Source organism: Rhodococcus rhodochrous (assembly GCF_014854695.1).
Taxonomy (GTDB): Bacteria; Actinomycetota; Actinomycetes; order Mycobacteriales; family Mycobacteriaceae; genus Rhodococcus.
Genome location: NZ_CP027557.1, coordinates 2,061,619 through 2,079,617, shown reverse-complemented (window position 1 = coordinate 2,079,617; position 17,999 = coordinate 2,061,619). Strand labels below are relative to the sequence as shown.

General features: G+C 69.4%; 19 protein-coding genes. 4 read left to right on the top strand and 15 right to left on the bottom strand.

Annotated features, from left to right (window positions below; genetic code table 11):
- Positions 1-5: 5 nt before the first annotated feature.
- Genes C6Y44_RS09635 through C6Y44_RS09625 form a run of 3 tightly spaced genes read right to left on the bottom strand, consistent with a single transcriptional unit; the run spans position 6 to position 1,698 of the window.
- Positions 6-293, bottom strand: coding sequence for an acylphosphatase (locus C6Y44_RS09635; protein ID WP_120282241.1), 288 nt, complete (start codon positions 291-293; stop codon positions 6-8).
- A gap of 3 nt (positions 294-296) precedes the next feature.
- A complete protein-coding gene (locus C6Y44_RS09630) occupies positions 297-734 on the bottom strand; it encodes an OsmC family protein (RefSeq protein ID WP_120282240.1) in 438 nt (145 codons plus the stop codon).
- A complete protein-coding gene (locus C6Y44_RS09625) occupies positions 727-1,698 on the bottom strand; it encodes a LysR substrate-binding domain-containing protein (RefSeq protein WP_159418597.1) in 972 nt (323 codons plus the stop codon). The genes C6Y44_RS09630 and C6Y44_RS09625 overlap by 8 nt, the downstream gene beginning before the upstream one ends.
- Before the next feature lie 94 nt (positions 1,699-1,792).
- On the opposite strand from C6Y44_RS09625, the gene pcaH reads away from it, so the two are divergent.
- Positions 1,793-2,524, top strand: a complete 732-nt coding sequence (gene pcaH / locus C6Y44_RS09620) for a protocatechuate 3,4-dioxygenase subunit beta (RefSeq protein ID WP_006551212.1) — start codon at positions 1,793-1,795, stop codon at positions 2,522-2,524.
- Positions 2,521-3,204: a protocatechuate 3,4-dioxygenase subunit alpha gene (gene pcaG / locus C6Y44_RS09615; RefSeq protein ID WP_159418598.1), complete on the top strand. Its 684-nt coding sequence runs from the start codon at positions 2,521-2,523 to the stop codon at positions 3,202-3,204. The genes pcaH and pcaG overlap by 4 nt, the downstream gene beginning before the upstream one ends.
- A 36-nt stretch (positions 3,205-3,240) precedes the next feature.
- On the opposite strand, the gene mutM is transcribed toward pcaG, so the two are convergent.
- From mutM to C6Y44_RS09565, 10 genes are all read right to left on the bottom strand, one after another.
- A complete protein-coding gene (mutM, locus tag C6Y44_RS09610) occupies positions 3,241-4,104 on the bottom strand; it encodes a bifunctional DNA-formamidopyrimidine glycosylase/DNA-(apurinic or apyrimidinic site) lyase (RefSeq protein WP_159418599.1) in 864 nt (287 codons plus the stop codon).
- Positions 4,105-4,110: 6 nt separating this feature from the next.
- Complete coding sequence (gene rnc / locus C6Y44_RS09605; RefSeq protein WP_120282237.1) at positions 4,111-4,914, bottom strand: ribonuclease III; 804 nt, start codon at positions 4,912-4,914, stop codon at positions 4,111-4,113.
- 11 nt (positions 4,915-4,925) lie between these two features.
- Positions 4,926-5,108, bottom strand: a complete 183-nt coding sequence (rpmF, locus tag C6Y44_RS09600; RefSeq protein ID WP_006551208.1) for a 50S ribosomal protein L32 — start codon at positions 5,106-5,108, stop codon at positions 4,926-4,928.
- Positions 5,109-5,110: 2 nt separating this feature from the next.
- A complete protein-coding gene (locus tag C6Y44_RS09595; RefSeq protein ID WP_120282236.1) occupies positions 5,111-5,725 on the bottom strand; it encodes a YceD family protein in 615 nt (204 codons plus the stop codon).
- 101 nt (positions 5,726-5,826) lie between these two features.
- On the bottom strand, positions 5,827-6,585 hold the full coding sequence (locus C6Y44_RS09590; RefSeq protein ID WP_120282235.1) for a DivIVA domain-containing protein: 759 nt from the start codon (positions 6,583-6,585) through the stop codon (positions 5,827-5,829).
- Positions 6,586-6,724: 139 nt separating this feature from the next.
- Complete coding sequence (coaD, locus tag C6Y44_RS09585; protein ID WP_120282234.1) at positions 6,725-7,216, bottom strand: pantetheine-phosphate adenylyltransferase; 492 nt, start codon at positions 7,214-7,216, stop codon at positions 6,725-6,727.
- Positions 7,213-7,779 (bottom strand): 16S rRNA (guanine(966)-N(2))-methyltransferase RsmD, encoded by a 567-nt coding sequence (rsmD, locus tag C6Y44_RS09580; protein WP_120282233.1) that lies wholly within the window; start codon positions 7,777-7,779, stop codon positions 7,213-7,215. Before rsmD ends, coaD begins: the two co-directional genes overlap by 4 nt.
- Positions 7,776-11,177: a pyruvate carboxylase gene (locus C6Y44_RS09575; RefSeq protein WP_159418600.1), complete on the bottom strand. Its 3,402-nt coding sequence runs from the start codon at positions 11,175-11,177 to the stop codon at positions 7,776-7,778. Before C6Y44_RS09575 ends, rsmD begins: the two co-directional genes overlap by 4 nt.
- A 182-nt stretch (positions 11,178-11,359) precedes the next feature.
- The gene (gene recG / locus C6Y44_RS09570; protein WP_159418601.1) at positions 11,360-13,651 is read right to left on the bottom strand and encodes an ATP-dependent DNA helicase RecG; all 2,292 of its coding nucleotides are present in this window, start codon (positions 13,649-13,651) and stop codon (positions 11,360-11,362) included.
- A 45-nt stretch (positions 13,652-13,696) separates the two neighbouring features.
- Positions 13,697-15,385, bottom strand: a complete 1,689-nt coding sequence (locus C6Y44_RS09565; protein ID WP_159418602.1) for a DAK2 domain-containing protein — start codon at positions 15,383-15,385, stop codon at positions 13,697-13,699.
- Between the two features lie 233 nt (positions 15,386-15,618).
- Here C6Y44_RS09565 and rpmB point away from each other — a divergent pair, with 233 nt between their 5' ends.
- Together rpmB and C6Y44_RS09555 are read left to right on the top strand one after the other, a co-directional pair.
- Positions 15,619-15,810: a 50S ribosomal protein L28 gene (gene rpmB / locus C6Y44_RS09560; protein WP_006551201.1), complete on the top strand. Its 192-nt coding sequence runs from the start codon at positions 15,619-15,621 to the stop codon at positions 15,808-15,810.
- Positions 15,811-15,898: 88 nt separating this feature from the next.
- Positions 15,899-16,714 carry an enoyl-CoA hydratase/isomerase family protein gene (locus tag C6Y44_RS09555; protein WP_192378756.1) on the top strand — a complete coding sequence of 272 codons (816 nt, stop codon included), beginning with the start codon at positions 15,899-15,901 and terminating at the stop codon, positions 16,712-16,714.
- Between the two features lie 22 nt (positions 16,715-16,736).
- Here the strand turns inward: C6Y44_RS09555 and C6Y44_RS09550 are convergent, their stop codons facing one another.
- The gene (locus tag C6Y44_RS09550; protein ID WP_216850655.1) at positions 16,737-17,465 is read right to left on the bottom strand and encodes a uracil-DNA glycosylase; all 729 of its coding nucleotides are present in this window, start codon (positions 17,463-17,465) and stop codon (positions 16,737-16,739) included.
- Between the two features lie 3 nt (positions 17,466-17,468).
- Positions 17,469-17,996, bottom strand: coding sequence for a gamma carbonic anhydrase family protein (locus C6Y44_RS09545; RefSeq protein WP_120282228.1), 528 nt, complete (start codon positions 17,994-17,996; stop codon positions 17,469-17,471).
- Positions 17,997-17,999 lie beyond the last annotated feature (3 nt).

Below are 17,999 nucleotides of genomic sequence, written 5' to 3'. Positions count from 1 at the left end.
GGATGTCAGCGTTCGACGAAGCCGGTGAGGTCGCCGCGCGCGGGATCCCAGGATTCGACGACGAGCCGCACCTCACCGGGGGTGTCGCCGGATCGCAACCACGCGAGGAGCTGTTCGAGCGCGGACCGGGGGCCTTCGGCGACGACCATCACGCGACCGTCGGGATGATTCGTCGCGTGCCCGACGAGCCCGAGTTCGAGTGCGCGGGCACGCGTGAACCAGCGGAAACCGACCCCCTGGACGCGGCCGTGCACCCACGCCGTGAGCCGTTCGACGTCTGCGGGGGCGCTCATCGATCAGTCCTCGGGGGTGATCGTCAGCGAGACCTCGGTGCCCGCCTTGAGGGTGCGGCCCACCGTGCACACCTTGTCGACGGACCGTTCTACGAGGGCGATGAGACGGTCCCGTGCGTCAGCGTCGAGCTCCGACAGGTCGAGGACCATCTCCTCCTCGAGGTGCGGGTAGACCTCGTTCTCGCGGTCGGCGGCACCGGAGACGCGGATCGTCGCGTCGTAGTCGTCGCCGAGCCGGCGGGACAGCGGGAAGTCCGAAGCCATGCCGGAGCACGCGGCGAGCGCGATCTTGAGCAGCTCGCCCGGGGTGAAGACGCCCTCGACGCTCTCCGAGCCGATGAGCACCTCGGCGCCGCGGGAGCTGCGGCCGGTGTAGCGGCGCGTGCCGGTGCGCTCGACCCACAGCTCGGTGGCGGGAAGGTCGGAAGTCTGGTCAGCCATGGGGGAAATCCTGCCATGTCCCGTCGACCGGGATGTCGCGCAGGATGGTCACGAAGTCCTCGACCGCGGCGGACGACGCGTCGGCACTGCGTCGCAGCACTCCGACCGGTTCGACGGTGCCCGCGGTGGGCACGTCCAGGCGCCGGACCACGCCGTCGGCGAGGTCGTCCCGGGCCGCGCGTTCAGTGGTGATCCACACGGCGTCGCTGCGCCGGACCACCCCGCGTGCCACGGCGAGGTCGAGTGTCTCGATCAGCCCGACCGGCAGTCGCAGGCCGTGACGTTCGAACAACGCCTCGGTCGCGTGGCGCGGCACGGTTCCGCCGGTCGCGACCACCAGGGGGTGTTCGAGCGTGTCGGCGACGGAGACGGAACGCTCGGCGAGGGGGTGGCCGGGCCGGACGACGAGGATCAACGTCTCGGCGTACAGGAGCTCGAACGACAGCCCGACCATCCGGGACGGTTCGGCCATGCGCCCGAGGACGACGTCGAGGGCGCCGGCGGCGAGCGTCGACAGCAGGACGGCATTGGGGTCGGTGCGGATCCGGATGTCCAGATCCGCGCGCATGCGGCGCAGCTCCGCCAAGGCTTCGGGGAGTACGGACCCGGCCACGGTGGGCAGGGCCCCGATCCGCAGCGGTTCGCGGGCGGGTTCGGCCGCTCCTGCCAGTGCGGCCACCGCTGCGTCCAGTGAGGTGGTGGCGTCCTGCGCGTATCGCAGGAAGCGGTGACCCGCCGCGGTGAGGCGCGCACCGTGTCGGCCGCGGTCGAGGAGTTTCGCTCCGGCGAGCACCTCGAGCTCGTTGAGGGTCTTCGTGACGGCCGGCTGACTCAGCTGCAACAGTTCGGCGGCCCGCCCGACCTGACCTTCGCGCGCGACGGTGACGAAACATCTCAGGTGCCGGAGGCGGATGCGTCGCGCCTGCTCCGGGAGGGACGAAGACGGACCGAACTGGGATTGCATTACTGGAAGTTATGAATCAACTGCTGTTTTGTCAATTTACATGAGTTTTTCTTCATCTTATGGTGGTGTCCACAGCTCAGAGATCGGAGATCGCATGTCCACCGGCGAGTACGTCGAGCGCGACCACACGCTGCACCCACCCGCGCTCACCCCCGGCTACCGCACATCGGTGCTGCGCGCACCGCGCAACGCGCTCATCACGCCGAAGCCGACCCTGTCGGAGATCACCGGACCCGTCTTCCGCAGCGACGAGCTCGGCGCCCTCGACAACGATCTGATCCTGAACTTCTCGAAGGACGGCCTGCCGATCGGTGAGCGCATCATCGTCCACGGCTTCGTCAAGGACGAGTTCGGCAATCCGGTCGAGGGCGCACTCGTCGAGGTGTGGCAGGCCAACGCCGGTGGCCGGTACCGCCACAAGAAGGACACCTATCTCGCTCCCATCGATCCGAACTTCGGCGGTTGCGGGCGGATGCTCACGGACGCGAACGGCTACTACCAGTTCCGGACGATCAAACCCGGCGCATATCCGTGGGGCAACAGCCGCAACGCCTGGCGCCCGGCGCACATCCACGTATCGATCCTCGGCCGCGGGTGGGCGCAGCGCCTGATCACCCAGCTGTACTTCGAGGGCGATCCGCTCATCGAGAAGTGCCCGATCGCGCGGACGATCCCGACCGTGGATCAGCTCCGCAGTCTGATCGCCCAGGAGGATCCCGCCTCCAACGCTCCGTTCGACGCCCGTGCCTACCGCTGGGACATCACCCTGCGCGGTCGCCGCGCCACTTTCTTCGAGAACACCGACCTCCCGGGAGCCCCGCGATGAGCCTGCCCACCGATCCCTACCGGCCCGTGCCCCCGCTGCTCCCCCGCGCGATGGTCACACGTTTCCCGGAGACGCCCTCGCAGACCGGCGGCCCGTACGTCCACATCGGGCTCGCGCCGCAGCAGGCCGGCTTCGACATCTTCGACAACAACTTCGGCAACGTCCTCGTCACCGACGAGACCGAGGGCGAGCGAATCGTGTTGGAGGGCCGTGTCATCGACGGCACCGGCACCCCGGTGCGCGACGCCCTGCTCGAGAGCTGGCAGGCAAACGCCCACGGCCGGTACGCACATCCCGACGACGCACAGGACAAGGACCTCGATCCGAACTTCCGCGGCTGGGGACGCACCGGCGGCGACTTCGAGACCGGCGTGTTCACGATCGAGACGATCAAGCCCGGCGCCGTCACCAACCCCGACGGCTCCGTCTCGGCACCCCACATCCTGCTCGTGATCTTCGCGCGCGGCATCAACCTCGGCCTGCACACGCGGGTCTACTTCGAGGACGAGGCCGAGCTCAACGCCGACGATCCCGTCCTGAAGGGCATCGAATGGGAGGTGCGGCGCAACACCCTGATCGCGTCGCGTTCCGAGCGCGACGGACGCACCGTCTACACGATCGACATCCGGCTGCAGGACACCCCGGACGGTGGCGCCGAGACGGTCTTCTTCGACATCTGAACCACCACGTTCCGAACGGCCCGGTATGCGCCTGCGCTACCGGGTCGTTCGCGGTCGTGGCTGACACTTCGGGCAGCTGTACGACGAGCGGTTCATGAACTTCTCGCGGCGGATCGGCGCGCCGCAGCGTCGGCACGGCTCGTTCTCGCGCCCGTAGACGTTCAGGGAACGCTCGAAGTAACCGGACTCCCCGTTGACGTTGACGTACAGGGCGTCGAACGACGTACCGCCCTGCCCGAGAGCCTCCGCCATCACCTCGGTAGCCGCATCGAGAGCCGACCGGAGCTTCGGACGCGACAGCGCGTCGGTCGGCCGGTTGCCGTGAATCCTTGCGCGCCACAGCGCTTCGTCGGCGTAGATGTTGCCGATGCCGGAGACGATGGTCTGGTCGAGCAGCGCACGCTTGATCTCGGTGTGCTTGGTGCGCAGCACGGCCACGACCGCGTCCGGGTCGAACCGGGAATCCATCGGGTCGCGGGCGATGTGCGCGACCGGCAGCGGCAGATGATCACCGTCCACCTCGACGAGCGGAGCCAGGGCCCAGCCTCCGAAGGTGCGCTGGTCGACGAAACGCAGATCGGCACCGTTGTCGAGGACGGCGCGGATACGCAGATGCTTCTCGTCCGGCACGGTCGGAGGCTGCACGAGCATCTGCCCGCTCATCCCCAGGTGCACCACGAGCGCCAGATCGGCCGGTTCGAGCACGAGCCACATGTACTTGCCGCGACGCTCGACCGAGGCGACCTTCTGACCGGTCACCTGCAGTGCGAGATCGCGCGGACCGGGCTCGTGCCGGCGGACGGCACGCGGATGCAGCACCTGTACCGAGTCCACCGTCGCGCCGACGACGTGCGCGTCGAGTCCGCGACGGACCACCTCGACCTCGGGAAGTTCGGGCACCTGCGGTCAGTTGCTCTCGGTGGGCGTCTCGGCGGATCCGGACTGCTGATCGGAAGCCCCGACATCACCGGCTTCGGCAGCAGTGCCCTCGGTCAGCGCGTTCCACGCGGCCGACGCGGCCTTCTGCTCGGCTTCCTTCTTGGTACGTCCGACACCGGTGCCATAGGGATTGCCACCGATGAGGGCGGTGGCGGTGAATTCCTTGTCGTGGTCGGGACCCGTGGCGGTGATCTCGTAGGCGGGAACACCGAGACCGCGTTCGGCGGTGAGTTCCTGCAGACTCGTCTTCCAGTCCAGACCGGCACCGAGGCGGGGGCCGCGTTCGAGCAGTGCGGCGAACAGGCGCAGGACCACTTCGCGCGCGACGTCGATGCCGTGGGCGAGATGGACGGCGCCGAGAAGCGATTCCATTCCGTCGGCCAGGATGCTGGCCTTGTCGCGTCCGCCCGTCAGCTCCTCGCCCTTACCGAGCAGGAGGTGCACTCCGAGCCCACCTTCTCCGAGGCCGCGCGCCACCTCGGCGAGCGCGTGCATGTTGACGACGCTCGCGCGGATCTTGGCGAGTTCGCCCTCGGACTTGTCCGGGTGGGTGAGGTAGAGCTTTTCGGTCACCGCGAGCCCGAGGACGGCATCGCCGAGGAACTCGAGACGTTCGTTGGTGGGCAACCCGCCGTTCTCGTAGGCGTACGAGCGGTGGGTGAGCGCCAAGGACAGCAGTTCTGCGTCCAGAGGCACGCCGAGGGCGGCGAGGAGAGACTCGTGGCTCTCTTCGCCGCCCTCGGTAGCTGTTTCGGAGGACTTGCTCGTCACGTGAATACCGATTAGACGGGCGCGGTCACCTGACGGCCGTTGTAGGTGCCGCACGACGGGCACGCCACGTGGGGCAGCTTCTTCTCTCCGCAACCCCGGTTCGGGCAGGTGACGAGCGTCGGCGCAGTGGTGTTCCACTGGCTGCGCCGCGACCGGGTGTTGGAACGCGACATTCTGCGCTTGGGGACGGCCACGTCTACTTCTCCTCGTTGTTCGAGCTGTCGATTTGACTGCTGGGTTCTTCGGAGCCCGCGCCGAACTTGGCTGCCAACCCAGCCCAGCGAGGATCCATTGTCTCATGACGGTGCCCGGATTCTGCAATCGCCAGGCGAATGCCGCATTCGGGGCACAATCCCGCACAGTCGTCACTACACAACGGCTGCAGCGGAAGTTCCAGACCCACCGCGTTCACGAGGACCGGTTCGAGATCGATCAGATCGTTCTCGACGCGGTACACCTCGTCGTCCTCGGTGGTCTGCTCCGTAACGCTGTTCGGGTAGGCGAACAGCTCGGTGAGGTACACGTCCACCGGCTCGGTGAACGACTCGAGGCACCGAGAGCACTCACCGACGGCGTCGGCACGAACACTACCGGTGACCAGGACGCCCTCGGACACCGACTCCAGGCGGAGATCGAGATCGATCTCGGAGCCTTCCTCGATCGCGATCAGATCGAGCCCGATGCGCGAGGGTGACGGCACCTTCCGCTCGACCGTACGCATCGAACCGGGCCGACGGCCCAGGGAGAGCGTGTCGAACACCAGCCCGGAGTCCCGGCCGGAACGGGACGTGCTGGAATCACGGGTGGACACGGGGAACTCACCTTCTTCGGACGACGCAGGACACGACTCGGTCGTGATAGGGCAACCGCTCCATGATACGCGATGGGCGGCAGGAGCGAAAATCCCGCGGGTCAGCGGCGACGGCTCGCCCGGTGGTCGGCCTCCGCGAAGTCGGGAGCACCCGACAGCCGCAGCTGCTGCCGGCCGCGGCCGACGGACCGCAGCGTGGTGCCGAGCAGTTCCTCGAACTCCGCCAGCTTGCCGTCGATGTACTCGTCGCACTCGGTCCGGAGACGGTCGGACTCGGCGTGGGCCGAATCGATGACTCGCGCCGACTCGGCGTGTGCGGCCTGCACGACCTCGGTCTGCGACACCAGGCGTGCCTTCTCGGCCTCACCCTCGGCCACGGAACGCTCGTAGGACGCCTGCCCGGACTCGACCAGGCGGTCGGCCTCGATGCGGGCACGCCCGGTCACGCTCTCGTACTGCTTGTTGCCCTCGGCCACGAGATCGTCGGCCTCGGCCTGCGCATCGCGCACGAGTTCCTCGGCGTGGGCGCGGGCCTCCTTGACCATGCGGTCCGCCTGGGCCTTCGCGTCCGCGAGCATCCGGTCGGCGTCGGCGCGCGCGTCCTCGAGGAGGGTGCGCGCCTCCTCGTCGGCGTCCCCGACGGTCTTGTCGGCCTGGGCCCGCGCATCGTTGATCAGCTTGTCGCGGTGATCGAGGACGTCCTGTGCATCGTCGAGTTCGGGCGGCAGCGCGTCGCGCACGTCGTCGAGCAGTTCGAGGACATCGCCGCGCGGTACCACGCAGCTCGCCGTCATCGGAACGCTACGTGCCTCTTCGACGATTGCGACCAGCTCGTCGAGTGCCTCGAATACCCGGTACACGCCCAACCCCAATCACTCGCTCGACACGACCGGTGCGGTCGCGCCGCCGTCCAGTCTGCCGCAGCGCAGGGCACGCTCGTGTGCCCTGCGCTCGGTGTGTCGGGATACGGCCGTCACAGGCCGTGCGGGAGGGTGCGGTCTATTTCGCGGCGGCCCGCTCGGCCAGGCGCGCGAGCAGACGATCGTGCACGGAGCCCGGCAGCATCTCGGAGACGTCGCCACCGTAGGTCGCGACCTCCTTGACGAGCGAGCTCGACAGGTAGCTGTAGACCGGGTTGGTGGCGACGAACAGCGTGTCGACGCCGGTGAGCTTGTGGTTCATCTGCGCCATCTGCAGCTCGTAGTCGAAGTCGTTGGCGCCGCGCAGACCCTTGACGATCGCGGTGATCCCCCGCTCCCGGGCGTAATCGACGAGCAGGCCCTGCCAGGCGTCGACCGTGACGTTCGACAGGTGCGACGTGGCCTCGGTGAGCATCTCGAGGCGTTCGTCGATCGTGAACATCCCCTGCTTGTTGGGATTGATCGTGACGGTCACGACGACCTCGTCGAACTGGGCCGAGACCCTGCCGATGACGTCGAGGTGTCCGTTGGTGACCGGGTCGAAGGATCCTGGGCAGACCGCGCGGCTCATGACCCAGCACCGTAGCAGGTGGCGATCTCCACTCTCGTCTCGCCGTAGCGCTTCGACCTGCCGACCTCGAATCCCTGCGGCCACACCGTTTCCGGTGATCGCGACGACCGTTCGACCACGACGATCGAGCCGTCCTCTACCCAGCCTCCGGACACGAGCGTCTCGAGCATGCCGGTGACGGCCTCCTCGGTCACGGCGTAGGGCGGGTCGGCCAGGACGAGGTCGTAGACGCGGTCCGGGGTGCCCGCGAGTACAGCGGATACCGGTGCGGTGCGCAGCACCGCACCGGACAGTCCGACCGTCGCGATGTTCTCGCGGATCACGCCCGCCGCCTTCGCGTCGGACTCGACGAGCATTGCGTGCTCGGCGCCGCGGGACAGCGCCTCGAGACCGAGCGCCCCCGACCCCGCGTAGAGGTCGAGGACGGCGGCCCCGTCGATGTCCATGCGTGCGTCGAGCGAACTGAACAGGGCTTCGCGCACCCGTTCGGAAGTGGGCCGGGTCCCGCGGGGCGGCACCTTCAGGCGCCGCCCCCCGGCCCGGCCGGCGACGATCCGTGTCACTCGGCGCTGTCTCCCGTGGACACCTCGACGAGCAGGTCGCCACCTTCGACCTGTTGCACCGGCCCGATCGCGACGCGCGTGATGCGTCCACCGCGCGGCGCGGTGATCGCGGCCTCCATCTTCATGGCCTCGATCGTGGCGACGGTGTCGCCGGCCGAGACGCTCTCGCCCTCGGACACGACGAGGGTGACCATGCCGGCGAAGGGCGCCGCGACGTGACCGGGATGGTTGCGGTCGGCCTTCTCTGCGGCAGGGATCTCCGCAGCCACCGAGCGGTCGCGCACCGACACCGGGCGCAGCTGCCCGTTGAGGATGCACATGACCGTGCGGTAGCCCTTCTCGTCGGCATCGGAAATCGCCTCGAGGCCGATGAGCAGTTCGACACCCTTGTCCAGGCGCACCCGGTGCTCGTCGCCGTGACGCAGACCGTAGAAGAACTGGTTGGCCGACAGCTCGGTGGTGTCGCCGTAGGTCTCGCGGTGCTGCTCGAACTCCTTCGCGGGGCCCGGGAAGAGCAGGCGGTTGAGCATGCGGCGACGCTCGTCGGACGAACCGCCGAGGGCCTTCTCCTCCTCCGGCGCGAGCGGGGTGACCGGCTTGGGCTCGGCGCGGCCCGACAGCGCCTTGCTGCGGAAGGGCTCGGGCCAGCCGCCGGCCGGGGTTCCGAGATCGCCGCGCAGGAAGCCGATCACCGAATCGGGGATGTCGTACTTGCCGGGCTCGGCGGCGAAGTCGTCGACCGAGACGCCCGCGCCCACGAGGTGCAGCGCGAGGTCGCCGACGACCTTGCTCGACGGCGTGACCTTGATCAGGCGGCCCAGGAGGCGGTCGGCGCCGGCGTAGGCGGCCTCGACCTCCTCGAAGCGGTCGCCGAGGCCCAGCGCGATGGCCTGCTGGCGCAGATTCGACAGCTGACCGCCGGGGATCTCGTGGGTGTAGACGCGGCCGGTCGGTGCGGGCAGGCCCGACTCGAACGGTGCGTACACCTTGCGCAGCGCCTCCCAGTACGGCTCGAGATCGCACACGGCCTGCAGGTCGAGACCGGTGTCGAACTCGCTGTTCGCCGCGGCGGCGACGATCGCCGACAGGGCGGGCTGGCTCGTCGTACCGGCCAGCGCCGCGGACGCACCGTCGACGGCGTCGGCACCGGCGTGCCAGGCCGCGAGGTAGGTGGCGAGCTGACCGCCCGGGGTGTCGTGCGTGTGCACGTGCACCGGCAGATCGAAGTTGCTGCGCAGCGCCGACACGAGCGTCGCGGCAGCCGGGGCGCGCAGCAGACCCGCCATGTCCTTGATGGCCAGGACGTGCGCACCGGCCTCGACGATCTCCTCGGCCAGACGTAGGTAGTAGTCGAGCGTGTAGATCGTCTCGTTCGGGTTCGACAGGTCGCCGGTGTAGGACATCGCGACCTCGGCGAGGGTGGTGCCGGTCTCGCGGACGGCGTCGATCGCCGGACGCATCTGGTCGACGTTGTTCAGCGCGTCGAAGATGCGGAAGATGTCGATGCCGGTGTCGGCGGCCTCCTGCACGAAGGCGCGGGTGACGGCCTCCGGGTAGGGGGTGTAGCCGACGGTGTTGCGTCCGCGCAGCAGCATCTGCAGGTTGATGTTCGGGATCGCCTCGCGCAGCGCCGCGAGCCGCTCCCACGGATCCTCGTGCAGGAAGCGCAGTGCGACGTCGTAGGTCGCGCCGCCCCACGCCTCGATCGACAGCAGCTGCGGCGTCATCCGGGCCACGTGCCCGGCCACGGTCAGCAGGTCCTTGCTGCGCACGCGGGTCGCGAGCAGCGACTGGTGGGCGTCGCGGAAGGTGGTGTCGGTGACGCCGATCGCCTTCTGCTCACGCAGCGCACGGGCGAAGCCCTCGGGGCCGAGCTCGAGCAGACGCTGACGCGAACCGGCCGGCGGCTCGGCGTTCAGATCGATCGCGGGCAGCTTGTCGTGCGGGTAGACCGTCGTGGTGCGCTCGCCGTGCGGCTTGTTCACCGTCACGTCGGCGAGGTACCGCAGGATCTTGGTGCCGCGGTCGGCGGACGAGCGCAGCGTCAGCAGGTGGGGGCGCTCCTCGATGAACGAGGTGTTGACGTTGCCGCCGCGGAAGTCCTCGTCGTCGAGCACAGCTTGGAGGAACGGGATGTTCGTGGCGACACCGCGGATGCGGAACTCGGCGACCGCGCGGCGCGCGCGGGCGACGGCGGTCTCGAAGTTGCGGCCGCGGCAGGTGAGCTTGACGAGCATCGAGTCGAAGTGGGCGGAGATCTCTGCGCCGACCGAGGTGCCGCCGTCGAGACGGATGCCGGCACCGCCCGGGGTGCGGTAGCCGGTGATGCGGCCGGTGTCCGGACGGAATCCGTTGGCCGGGTCCTCGGTCGTGATGCGGCACTGCAGCGCCGCGCCGCGGATGGTGATGCTGTCCTGCGACAGGCCCAGTTCCTCGAGCGACTCGCCCGCGGCGATGCGCAGCTGGGACTGCACGAGGTCGACGTCGGTGATCTCCTCGGTGACCGTGTGCTCGACCTGGATACGCGGGTTCATCTCGATGAACACGTGGTTGCCGCGTTCGTCGACGAGGAACTCGACGGTTCCTGCGCACTGGTAGCCGATCTCCTTGGCGAAGGCGACGGCGTCGGCGCAGATACGGTCGCGCAGCTCGGGATCGAGATTCGGGGCAGGGGCGAGCTCGATGACCTTCTGGTGGCGGCGCTGCACCGAGCAGTCGCGCTCGTACAGGTGGATGACGTTGCCGTGCTTGTCGGCGAGGATCTGCACCTCGATGTGCCGCGGGTTGACCACGGCCTGTTCCAGGAAGACGGTGGGATCGCCGAAGGCGGCGTCTGCCTCGCGGGAGGCGGCTTCGATGGCCTCGCGCAGCTGGGAGGGTTCGGCGACCCGGCGCATGCCGCGTCCGCCGCCACCGGCGACAGCCTTGACGAAGACCGGGAAGTTCATCGTCTCCGAGGCGGCGACCAGTTCGTCGACGTCCGACGACGGCTCCGACGACGCCAGCACCGGGAGGCCGGCGGCCTTCGCCGAGGCGATCGCGCGAGCCTTGTTGCCCGTCAGCTCGAGGATCTCCGCCGACGGACCGACGAAGGTGATGCCGGCTTCGGCGCACGCCGCGGCGAGGTCCGGATTCTCGGAGAGGAAGCCGTAGCCGGGATAGATCGCGTCGGCACCGGCCGACACGGCCGCTTCGACGATCTTCTCGACCGACAGGTATGCGCGGACCGGGTGCCCCTCCTCACCGATCTGATAGGCCTCGTCGGCCTTCAACCGGTGCAGGGAGTTCCGGTCTTCGTACGGGAACACCGCGACCGTCCCGGCACCCAGTTCGTAGGCGGCACGGAACGCGCGGATCGCGATCTCGCCACGGTTGGCGACAAGCACTTTCGAGAACATTGGTCGACGGTACCGCGACGTAACATGCCGCCTTCGACGCGCGTTCCACATCGTGGGACAAGGCGTCCGGATGGCACGACTGGAACGATGCAGTCGGCCCTGTCGTAACACGGCGTCAACATGCCGGGCACGGCCACCGAAACCTCACCGCGGGCTCTGGGGCACGGTGTACGGAACGTAACTCACGACTTGTCGAGATACGCCACGCGTTCGGCGTCGAGCGCGGCCCGCACCATGCTCGCGAGCCCCGGGTGGTGTTCGAGGCCGGGATCCTTCTCCGTCACCGTCCGGGAGAAGTCGCGGGCTGCCTCGATGACGTCGGCGTCGTCGACGAGCGAGAGCAACCGCAGCGTCGACACGGTGCCGGACTGGGCGACACCGAGGACATCGCCCTCGCGGCGCAACTGCAGATCGAGCTGGGCGAGCTCGAAACCGTCGGTGGTGCCGGCCACGGCCTCGAGCCGCATCATCGTCGGGGTCGCGGGCTTCGCGTCGGTCACGAGCAGGCACAGGCCCTGATGGCCGCCACGACCGACGCGACCGCGCAGCTGGTGCAGCTGGCTGACACCGAACCGGTCGGCATCGACGATCACCATCACGGTCGCGTTCGGCACGTCGACACCGACCTCGACGACGGTCGTGCACACGAGCACGTCGAGCTCCGCGGCGTTGAAGGCCTGCATCACCGCGTCCTTCTCGTCGCCGGGGAGGCGGCCGTGCAGCAGCCCCACCCTCAGGTCGCGCAGCGGACCGGAGGTGAGGAACTCGAACTGCTCGAGCACCGAGACGGTCTCGGGCGGGGCCTGCTTGCCCTTCGTCGATCCCGACGGCTCGGGCCCGTCCGGATCGAAGAGCGCGTCGTCGTCGGAATCGCCGTCGCCGATGCGGGAACACACCACGTAGGCCTGCCGTCCGTCGGCGACCTCCTCGCGGATGCGCTCCCACGCGCGGTCGACCCACTTAGGATGCACCTTCGCCGGGACCACGCGGCTGACGATCGGCGACCGTCCTCGAGGGAGTTCGCGCAACGTCGAGACCTCGAGGTCGCCGAGCACCGTCATCGCGATGGTGCGCGGGATCGGCGTCGCGGTCATCACCAGCACGTGCGGGGACGCGCCGTCGCGACCTCGCGACCGCAGTGCGTCGCGTTGGTCGACACCGAAACGATGCTGCTCGTCGATCACCACGAGACCGAGGTCGAAGAACTGCACCGTGTCCTCGATCAGCGCGTGCGTGCCGATGACGATCCCGGCATCGCCCGTCACCGTCTCGTTGAGCGCGGCCCGCTTGCGTGCGACCCCCATCGAGCCGGTCAGCAGAGTCACGCGGGTCGCGAGTTCGTGGGCGCCGAGTTCGCCCGCCGCGGCGAGATCGCCCAGCATCTTCGTGAGCGAGCGCGCGTGCTGCGCCGCGAGCACCTCGGTGGGTGCGAGCAGCGCGCACTGCCGACCGGAGTCGATCACCTGCAGCATCGCCCGCAGCGCCACGATGGTCTTGCCCGAGCCGACCTCGCCCTGGAGCAGCCGGTTCATGGGGTGTTCGCGTGCGAGATCGGCCGCGATCTCGTCGGCCACCGAGAGCTGCCCGGCCGTCAGCTCGAAGGGCAGCCGCCGGTCGAACTCGTCGGCGATTCCGCCCTCGCGACGCGGGCAGGACGGCGCCGACCGCACCTCGACGTCGTGCCGGCGTCCGGCGAGCACGAGCTGCACCGCGGCGGCCTCGTCGAACCGCAGGCGGTCGCGTGCCCGGTCGATCTCCTGCTTCGTGTCGGGCAGGTGGATCGAGCGGAGCGCCTCGTCGAGGCCCACGAAGCCGTGCTCGTCGCGCACCCACTCGGGCAGCGGATCGTCGACGTGATCGAGCTGGTCGAGCACCTGCCGCACGCAGCGCATGACGGTCCACGACTCGACCTCGCGAGTCGCGCGGTACATCGGGATCAGCGCGCGGTCGAAGACCGACATATCGACCCCCGACCCGTCCTGCGCGGTGCGGGCGAGACCCGCCAGGGCGCCGGCGCCCCGCACCCGTGCGGGGGTCGCCGAGACCAGATCCTCGGCGTCGCGCGGCTCGGGCAGCACGAGATAGCTCGGATGGGTCAGGCTCCACTTGTCGCGGAAGTACTTCACGGTGCCCGAGAACATCGCGCGCACGCCGGGCTTGATGTTGTGCTTGACCCGGTGCGGGTTGAAGAAGGTGACGTCGATGCTGTGGCGATCGGAGCGCAACCGCACCGCGAGGCGCTTGCCGGCGCGGGACTTCATCGGCACCTCCTGCGCCGACTCGACCCGCGCGATGATCGTGATGTGCTGGCCCTCCGCGGGCCGACTCTCGCCGAGCTCGGCACCCTGGGTGGCGTAGCGGTGCGGATAGTGCCGCAACAGATCCTCGACGGTGGTCATCCCGAACGCGTCGTGCAAGGCGTCCGCCGTCTTGCGGCCGAGGACATGATCGAGCCGGTCCGCGAGTGTCGCCACTGCCGTCCCTTCCGCTACTCCTGCGGTGGCCTCGCGGCGCACCGGCTACTCGACGCCGAGCTGCAGCAGGTCGCTGCGCTGACCGCCCTGGTAGACCACCACGTCGATCTCCGGGTGACGGCGATCGAGGTGAGCGGCCAGTTGCTCGACGAGTCCGTCGGGGGCGTCGGCGCCGACCAGCATCGTCACGAGCTCGCCGCCCGCGGCGAGAATCCTGTCGAGCAACGACGCTCCCGCTGTCACCAGATCATGCTCGATCACTACGACATCATGGCCGGCCAGTCCGAGACTGTCGCCGGGCTCGCACGTTCCGACCCAGGTCAGCGCACGTTCGTTCGCGTACCGCAGCGATCCCCAGCGCACGCACGACGCCGCCTCCGACATCGCGAAGGCGTCGTCGACGGTGGCGCGCATCGGATCGTGCACGGCCAACGAGGCCAGTCCCTGGACCACGGAGGAGGACGGCAGGAACATCACGTCGCGGTCGTCCCGCCGCGCCCGGGCGCCCACGGCGACGACGTCCTGCGCGGAGAGCGCACCGTTGGGCAGCACGAGGACGTCCCGGCTCGGCAGTTCCCGGATCGCCTCGAGCAGTTCGTCCGGGGCCGAGATCTCCTCGGCCCGCAGCACCCGGGCACCCTCCGCCTCGAACAGTTCGGCCGCGCCCTCGCCGCCCACCACTGCGAGGACCGCCCGGGACTGCTCCTCCGCCGGCTCGGCACGGACCGGGGCGGGAGCCGTGCCGAGCGCCACAGCGCCGTCGCCGCACCCGCGACGCGCGGACTCGAGCGCGAAGCACGTGATGTCGATGCGGCTCAGCGAACCCGCCGCGAGACCGGCCTCCACGGCGGCTCCGGGATCGCAGCAGTGCACGTGCACGGACCAGCACCCCGATCCCCCGGCGACGATCGCGACCGAGTCGCCGAGCGCGTCGAGAGACGACCGCAGGGCGTGCATGCGCGCGTCGTCGGAGTTCCCGACGAGATACATCACCTCGTATTCCTGATGGTCGCTGTCGTGACGTTCGTCGACGATCTCGGGTTCGACCACGGGCCGCGAGGCTCCGGCGAGCACCATCCGGCGATCGGGACGTGTTCCGGTCGCGACCTCCACCAGGCAGTCGAGCAGCACGAGCAGGCCGAGGCCGCCGGCGTCGACGACCCCGGCCTCGGCGAGGACGTCGAGCTGAGTGGTGGTGCGCTGCAGCGCGTCGGCGGCGGCATCGGCACTCGCGACGGCGACATCGCACACGGTCGCATCCGTCTCCGAGGCGACGCGGGTCGCGCCGTCGGCCGCAGCTTCGAGGACGCTGACGATGGTGCCCTTCGCGGGTGCACTGAGCGCTCCGGTCACAAGCGTCGCGGCGTTGGAGAAGGCGGCGGCAAGGTCCCGGGCGCCGATCGTCGTCAGTCCCGCGATCGCGTCGGCGAGACCGCGCAGTGCCTGCGCCAGGATGATCCCGGAGTTGCCCCGTGCCCCGGCGAAGGCGCCGCGCGCGAGCCCTTCGGCGACGTCGGATGCGGTGAGCGCGCCGTCCACGGGCCCGCCGATCCGGGCCGCCGCGGCCTGCAGGGTGATCAGCAGATTGTTTCCGGTGTCCCCGTCGGGCACCGGGAAGACGTTGAGCGAGTTGATCTCCGCTCGGCGCTGTTCGAGCGCTTCCACACCGAACTCGACCCACCGGCGCAGCGCCCGCCCGTCCACCGTGTCCTCGGCTCCGAGCAACGATTCCACCCCCTTCGCCTCGTCCTACGGGCATCGTCCACCTCTACGATCGGTACCGTTGCGCACGGTGCCGAGCCCTGGCGAACAGGTTAGCCGCGACCCGGCGCACCGTCCGGTTTGGCCAACCGCCCTCGAGTTCGCTAAGCTTGCCGGGTTGCCTCGCACGGGCGGCTCGTTCCCCGTGTTCGCAAGGCGAAACAACAGACAGAAGATCTATCCACTAGACACAAGGAGTTCGCGACATGGCTGCCGTCTGCGACGTATGCGCCAAGGGCCCCGGCTTCGGGAAGTCGGTCTCGCACTCGCACCGGCGTACCAACCGTCGCTGGAACCCGAACATCCAGAGCGTGCGCGCTCAGGTTGCACCGGGCAACACCCGCAAGATGAACGTGTGCACCTCCTGCCTCAAGGCCGGCAAGGTCGTCCGCGGCTGATTCCCGGTCGAGTCGTAGCGAAGGCCCCCTGCGCTGATTGCGCAGGGGGCCTTCGCCGTTCGATCCCTCGGCCGGATATCGTGCGGGAATGACCGAGAACCAAGTTTCCTTCCCCGACAGCGACTCTCTCCGTTCACTGGTGAGTGTGGAGGACCGCGTCCTGCGGATCGCCGTGGCGACCTCCGAACACGGCACCTCCCTGTCCCCCGCAGGGATGGAGCAGGGCATCGCGGCCCTGCGCGCGGCAGGCACCGAGATCGGCGCCGTGCTGCTCGTCGGTGAGGGTGCGAACTTCTGCGCGGGCGGCAACGTCCACGGATTCGCCGCGGCCGAGGACCGCGGCGCCCACCTGCTCGAGATCGCGAACCTCTTCCACGACTTCGTGCGCGAACTGGAGAAGGCGGCCGTGCCGGTCGTCGCCGCCGTGCACGGCTGGGCCGCAGGCGCCGGCATGAGCCTGGCGTTGCTCGCCGACATCGCACTCGCCGGCCCCGGCACGAAGATGCGCGCCGCGTACCCGTCGATCGGCTTCTCCCCCGACGGCGGCATGTCGTGGACCCTGCCGCGGATCGTCGGCCCGTCGCGGGCACGGGAGATCATCATGACCGACACCGTGATCGGCGCCGACGAAGCCGTGCGCCTGGGTCTGCTCAGCCGGCTCGTCGCCGACGGCGAGATCCAGAGCGAGGGGTTGCGACTCGCACGAACCCTCGCGCACGGCCCCACGCAGTCCTACGCCGCCATCCGCTCGCTCGTGGCGGGCTCGGCCGGACGATCGCTGTCCGACCACCTCGACGCCGAAGCCGCCTCGATCTCCGCCGCCGCGACGACGCCCACGGGTATCGAGGGTGTCGACGCCTTCGTCGCCAAGCGGCGCCCGGACTGGGATTCGGCCCGCGCCTGACATCCGGGCGGCGGACCGGTGGTCAGGGCAGTCGCCAGTCCACCGGTTCGCCGCCCCGCTCGACGAGCAGGGCGTTCGAGCGGCTGAACGGACGCGACCCGAAGAATCCGCGTGAGGCCGACAGCGGGGACGGGTGCGCCGACTTCACGGTGGGCACACCGCCGAGCATGGGTTCGAGGGTCGCCGCGTCGCGGCCCCACAGGATCGCGACGAGCGGGGTACCGCGCGCGACCAGCGCGCGGATCGCCTGCTCGGTGACGGCCTCCCAGCCCTTGCCGCGGTGCGAGGCCGGCTGGCCCGGCGCGACGGTGAGGACCCGGTTGAGCAACAGGACACCGTGCTCGGTCCACGGCGACAGGTCGCCCGTGGAGGGCTGCGGCAGACCGAGATCGTCGGTGTACTCGCGATAGATGTTGGCGAGACTGCGCGGGATGGGACGGACGTCCGGAGCCACCGAGAAGCTCAGTCCCACAGCGTGACCCGGAGTGGGATAGGGATCCTGCCCGACGATCAGGACGCGGACGGATTCGAACGGCTGCGTGAAGGCACGCAGCACGTTCGGACCGGACGGCAGATAACTGCGGCCCGCGGCGAGTTCGGCGCGGAGGAACTGCCCCATCGCGGTGATGTCACCTGCGACGGGTTCGAGTGCTCGCGCCCAACCCGCCTCGACGAGTTCGGACAGGGGCCGACCGGAACGGGGCTCGTCCGCTCCCCCGGCCGCGGACTGTGTGTCGACGGTGTCGGCCACCTGTCACTCCTGGTCGATGCGGCGGAGGGCGGTCCGGTAGTAGGCGGCGTTCGCCGCATACATCTCGGCGTTGGCGTCGAAGTTGTTCTCGGGGATCTCGTAGCCCTCGCGGACCTTCGCGGGGATACCCATCGCCATGCGGCGGGGCGGCAGTTCGAAGCGCGGCGGGATCAGGGCGCCGGCGGCGACCTGCGCGCCGGCACCGATGACCGATCCGTTGAGGACGAGCGAACCCGAGCCGATCAGCGCGCCGTCACCGATCGTGGAGCCCTCGATGTGCGCGTTGTGCCCGACGACGCACCGCGCGCCGATGACGGTGGCCTCGATCGCGGTGCAGTGGATGATCGTGCCGTCCTGGATGTTGGTCTTCTCCCCCACGGTGATCGTGCCGTAGTCCCCGCGCAGCACCGCCGAGGGCCACACGGAGGCACCGGCACCGAGGGTGACGTTGCCGATCACGACCGCGTCGGGATGAACCCACGCGTCGGGATGGATATCGGGGACACGCTCGCCGAGTGCGTAGACAGCCATGAC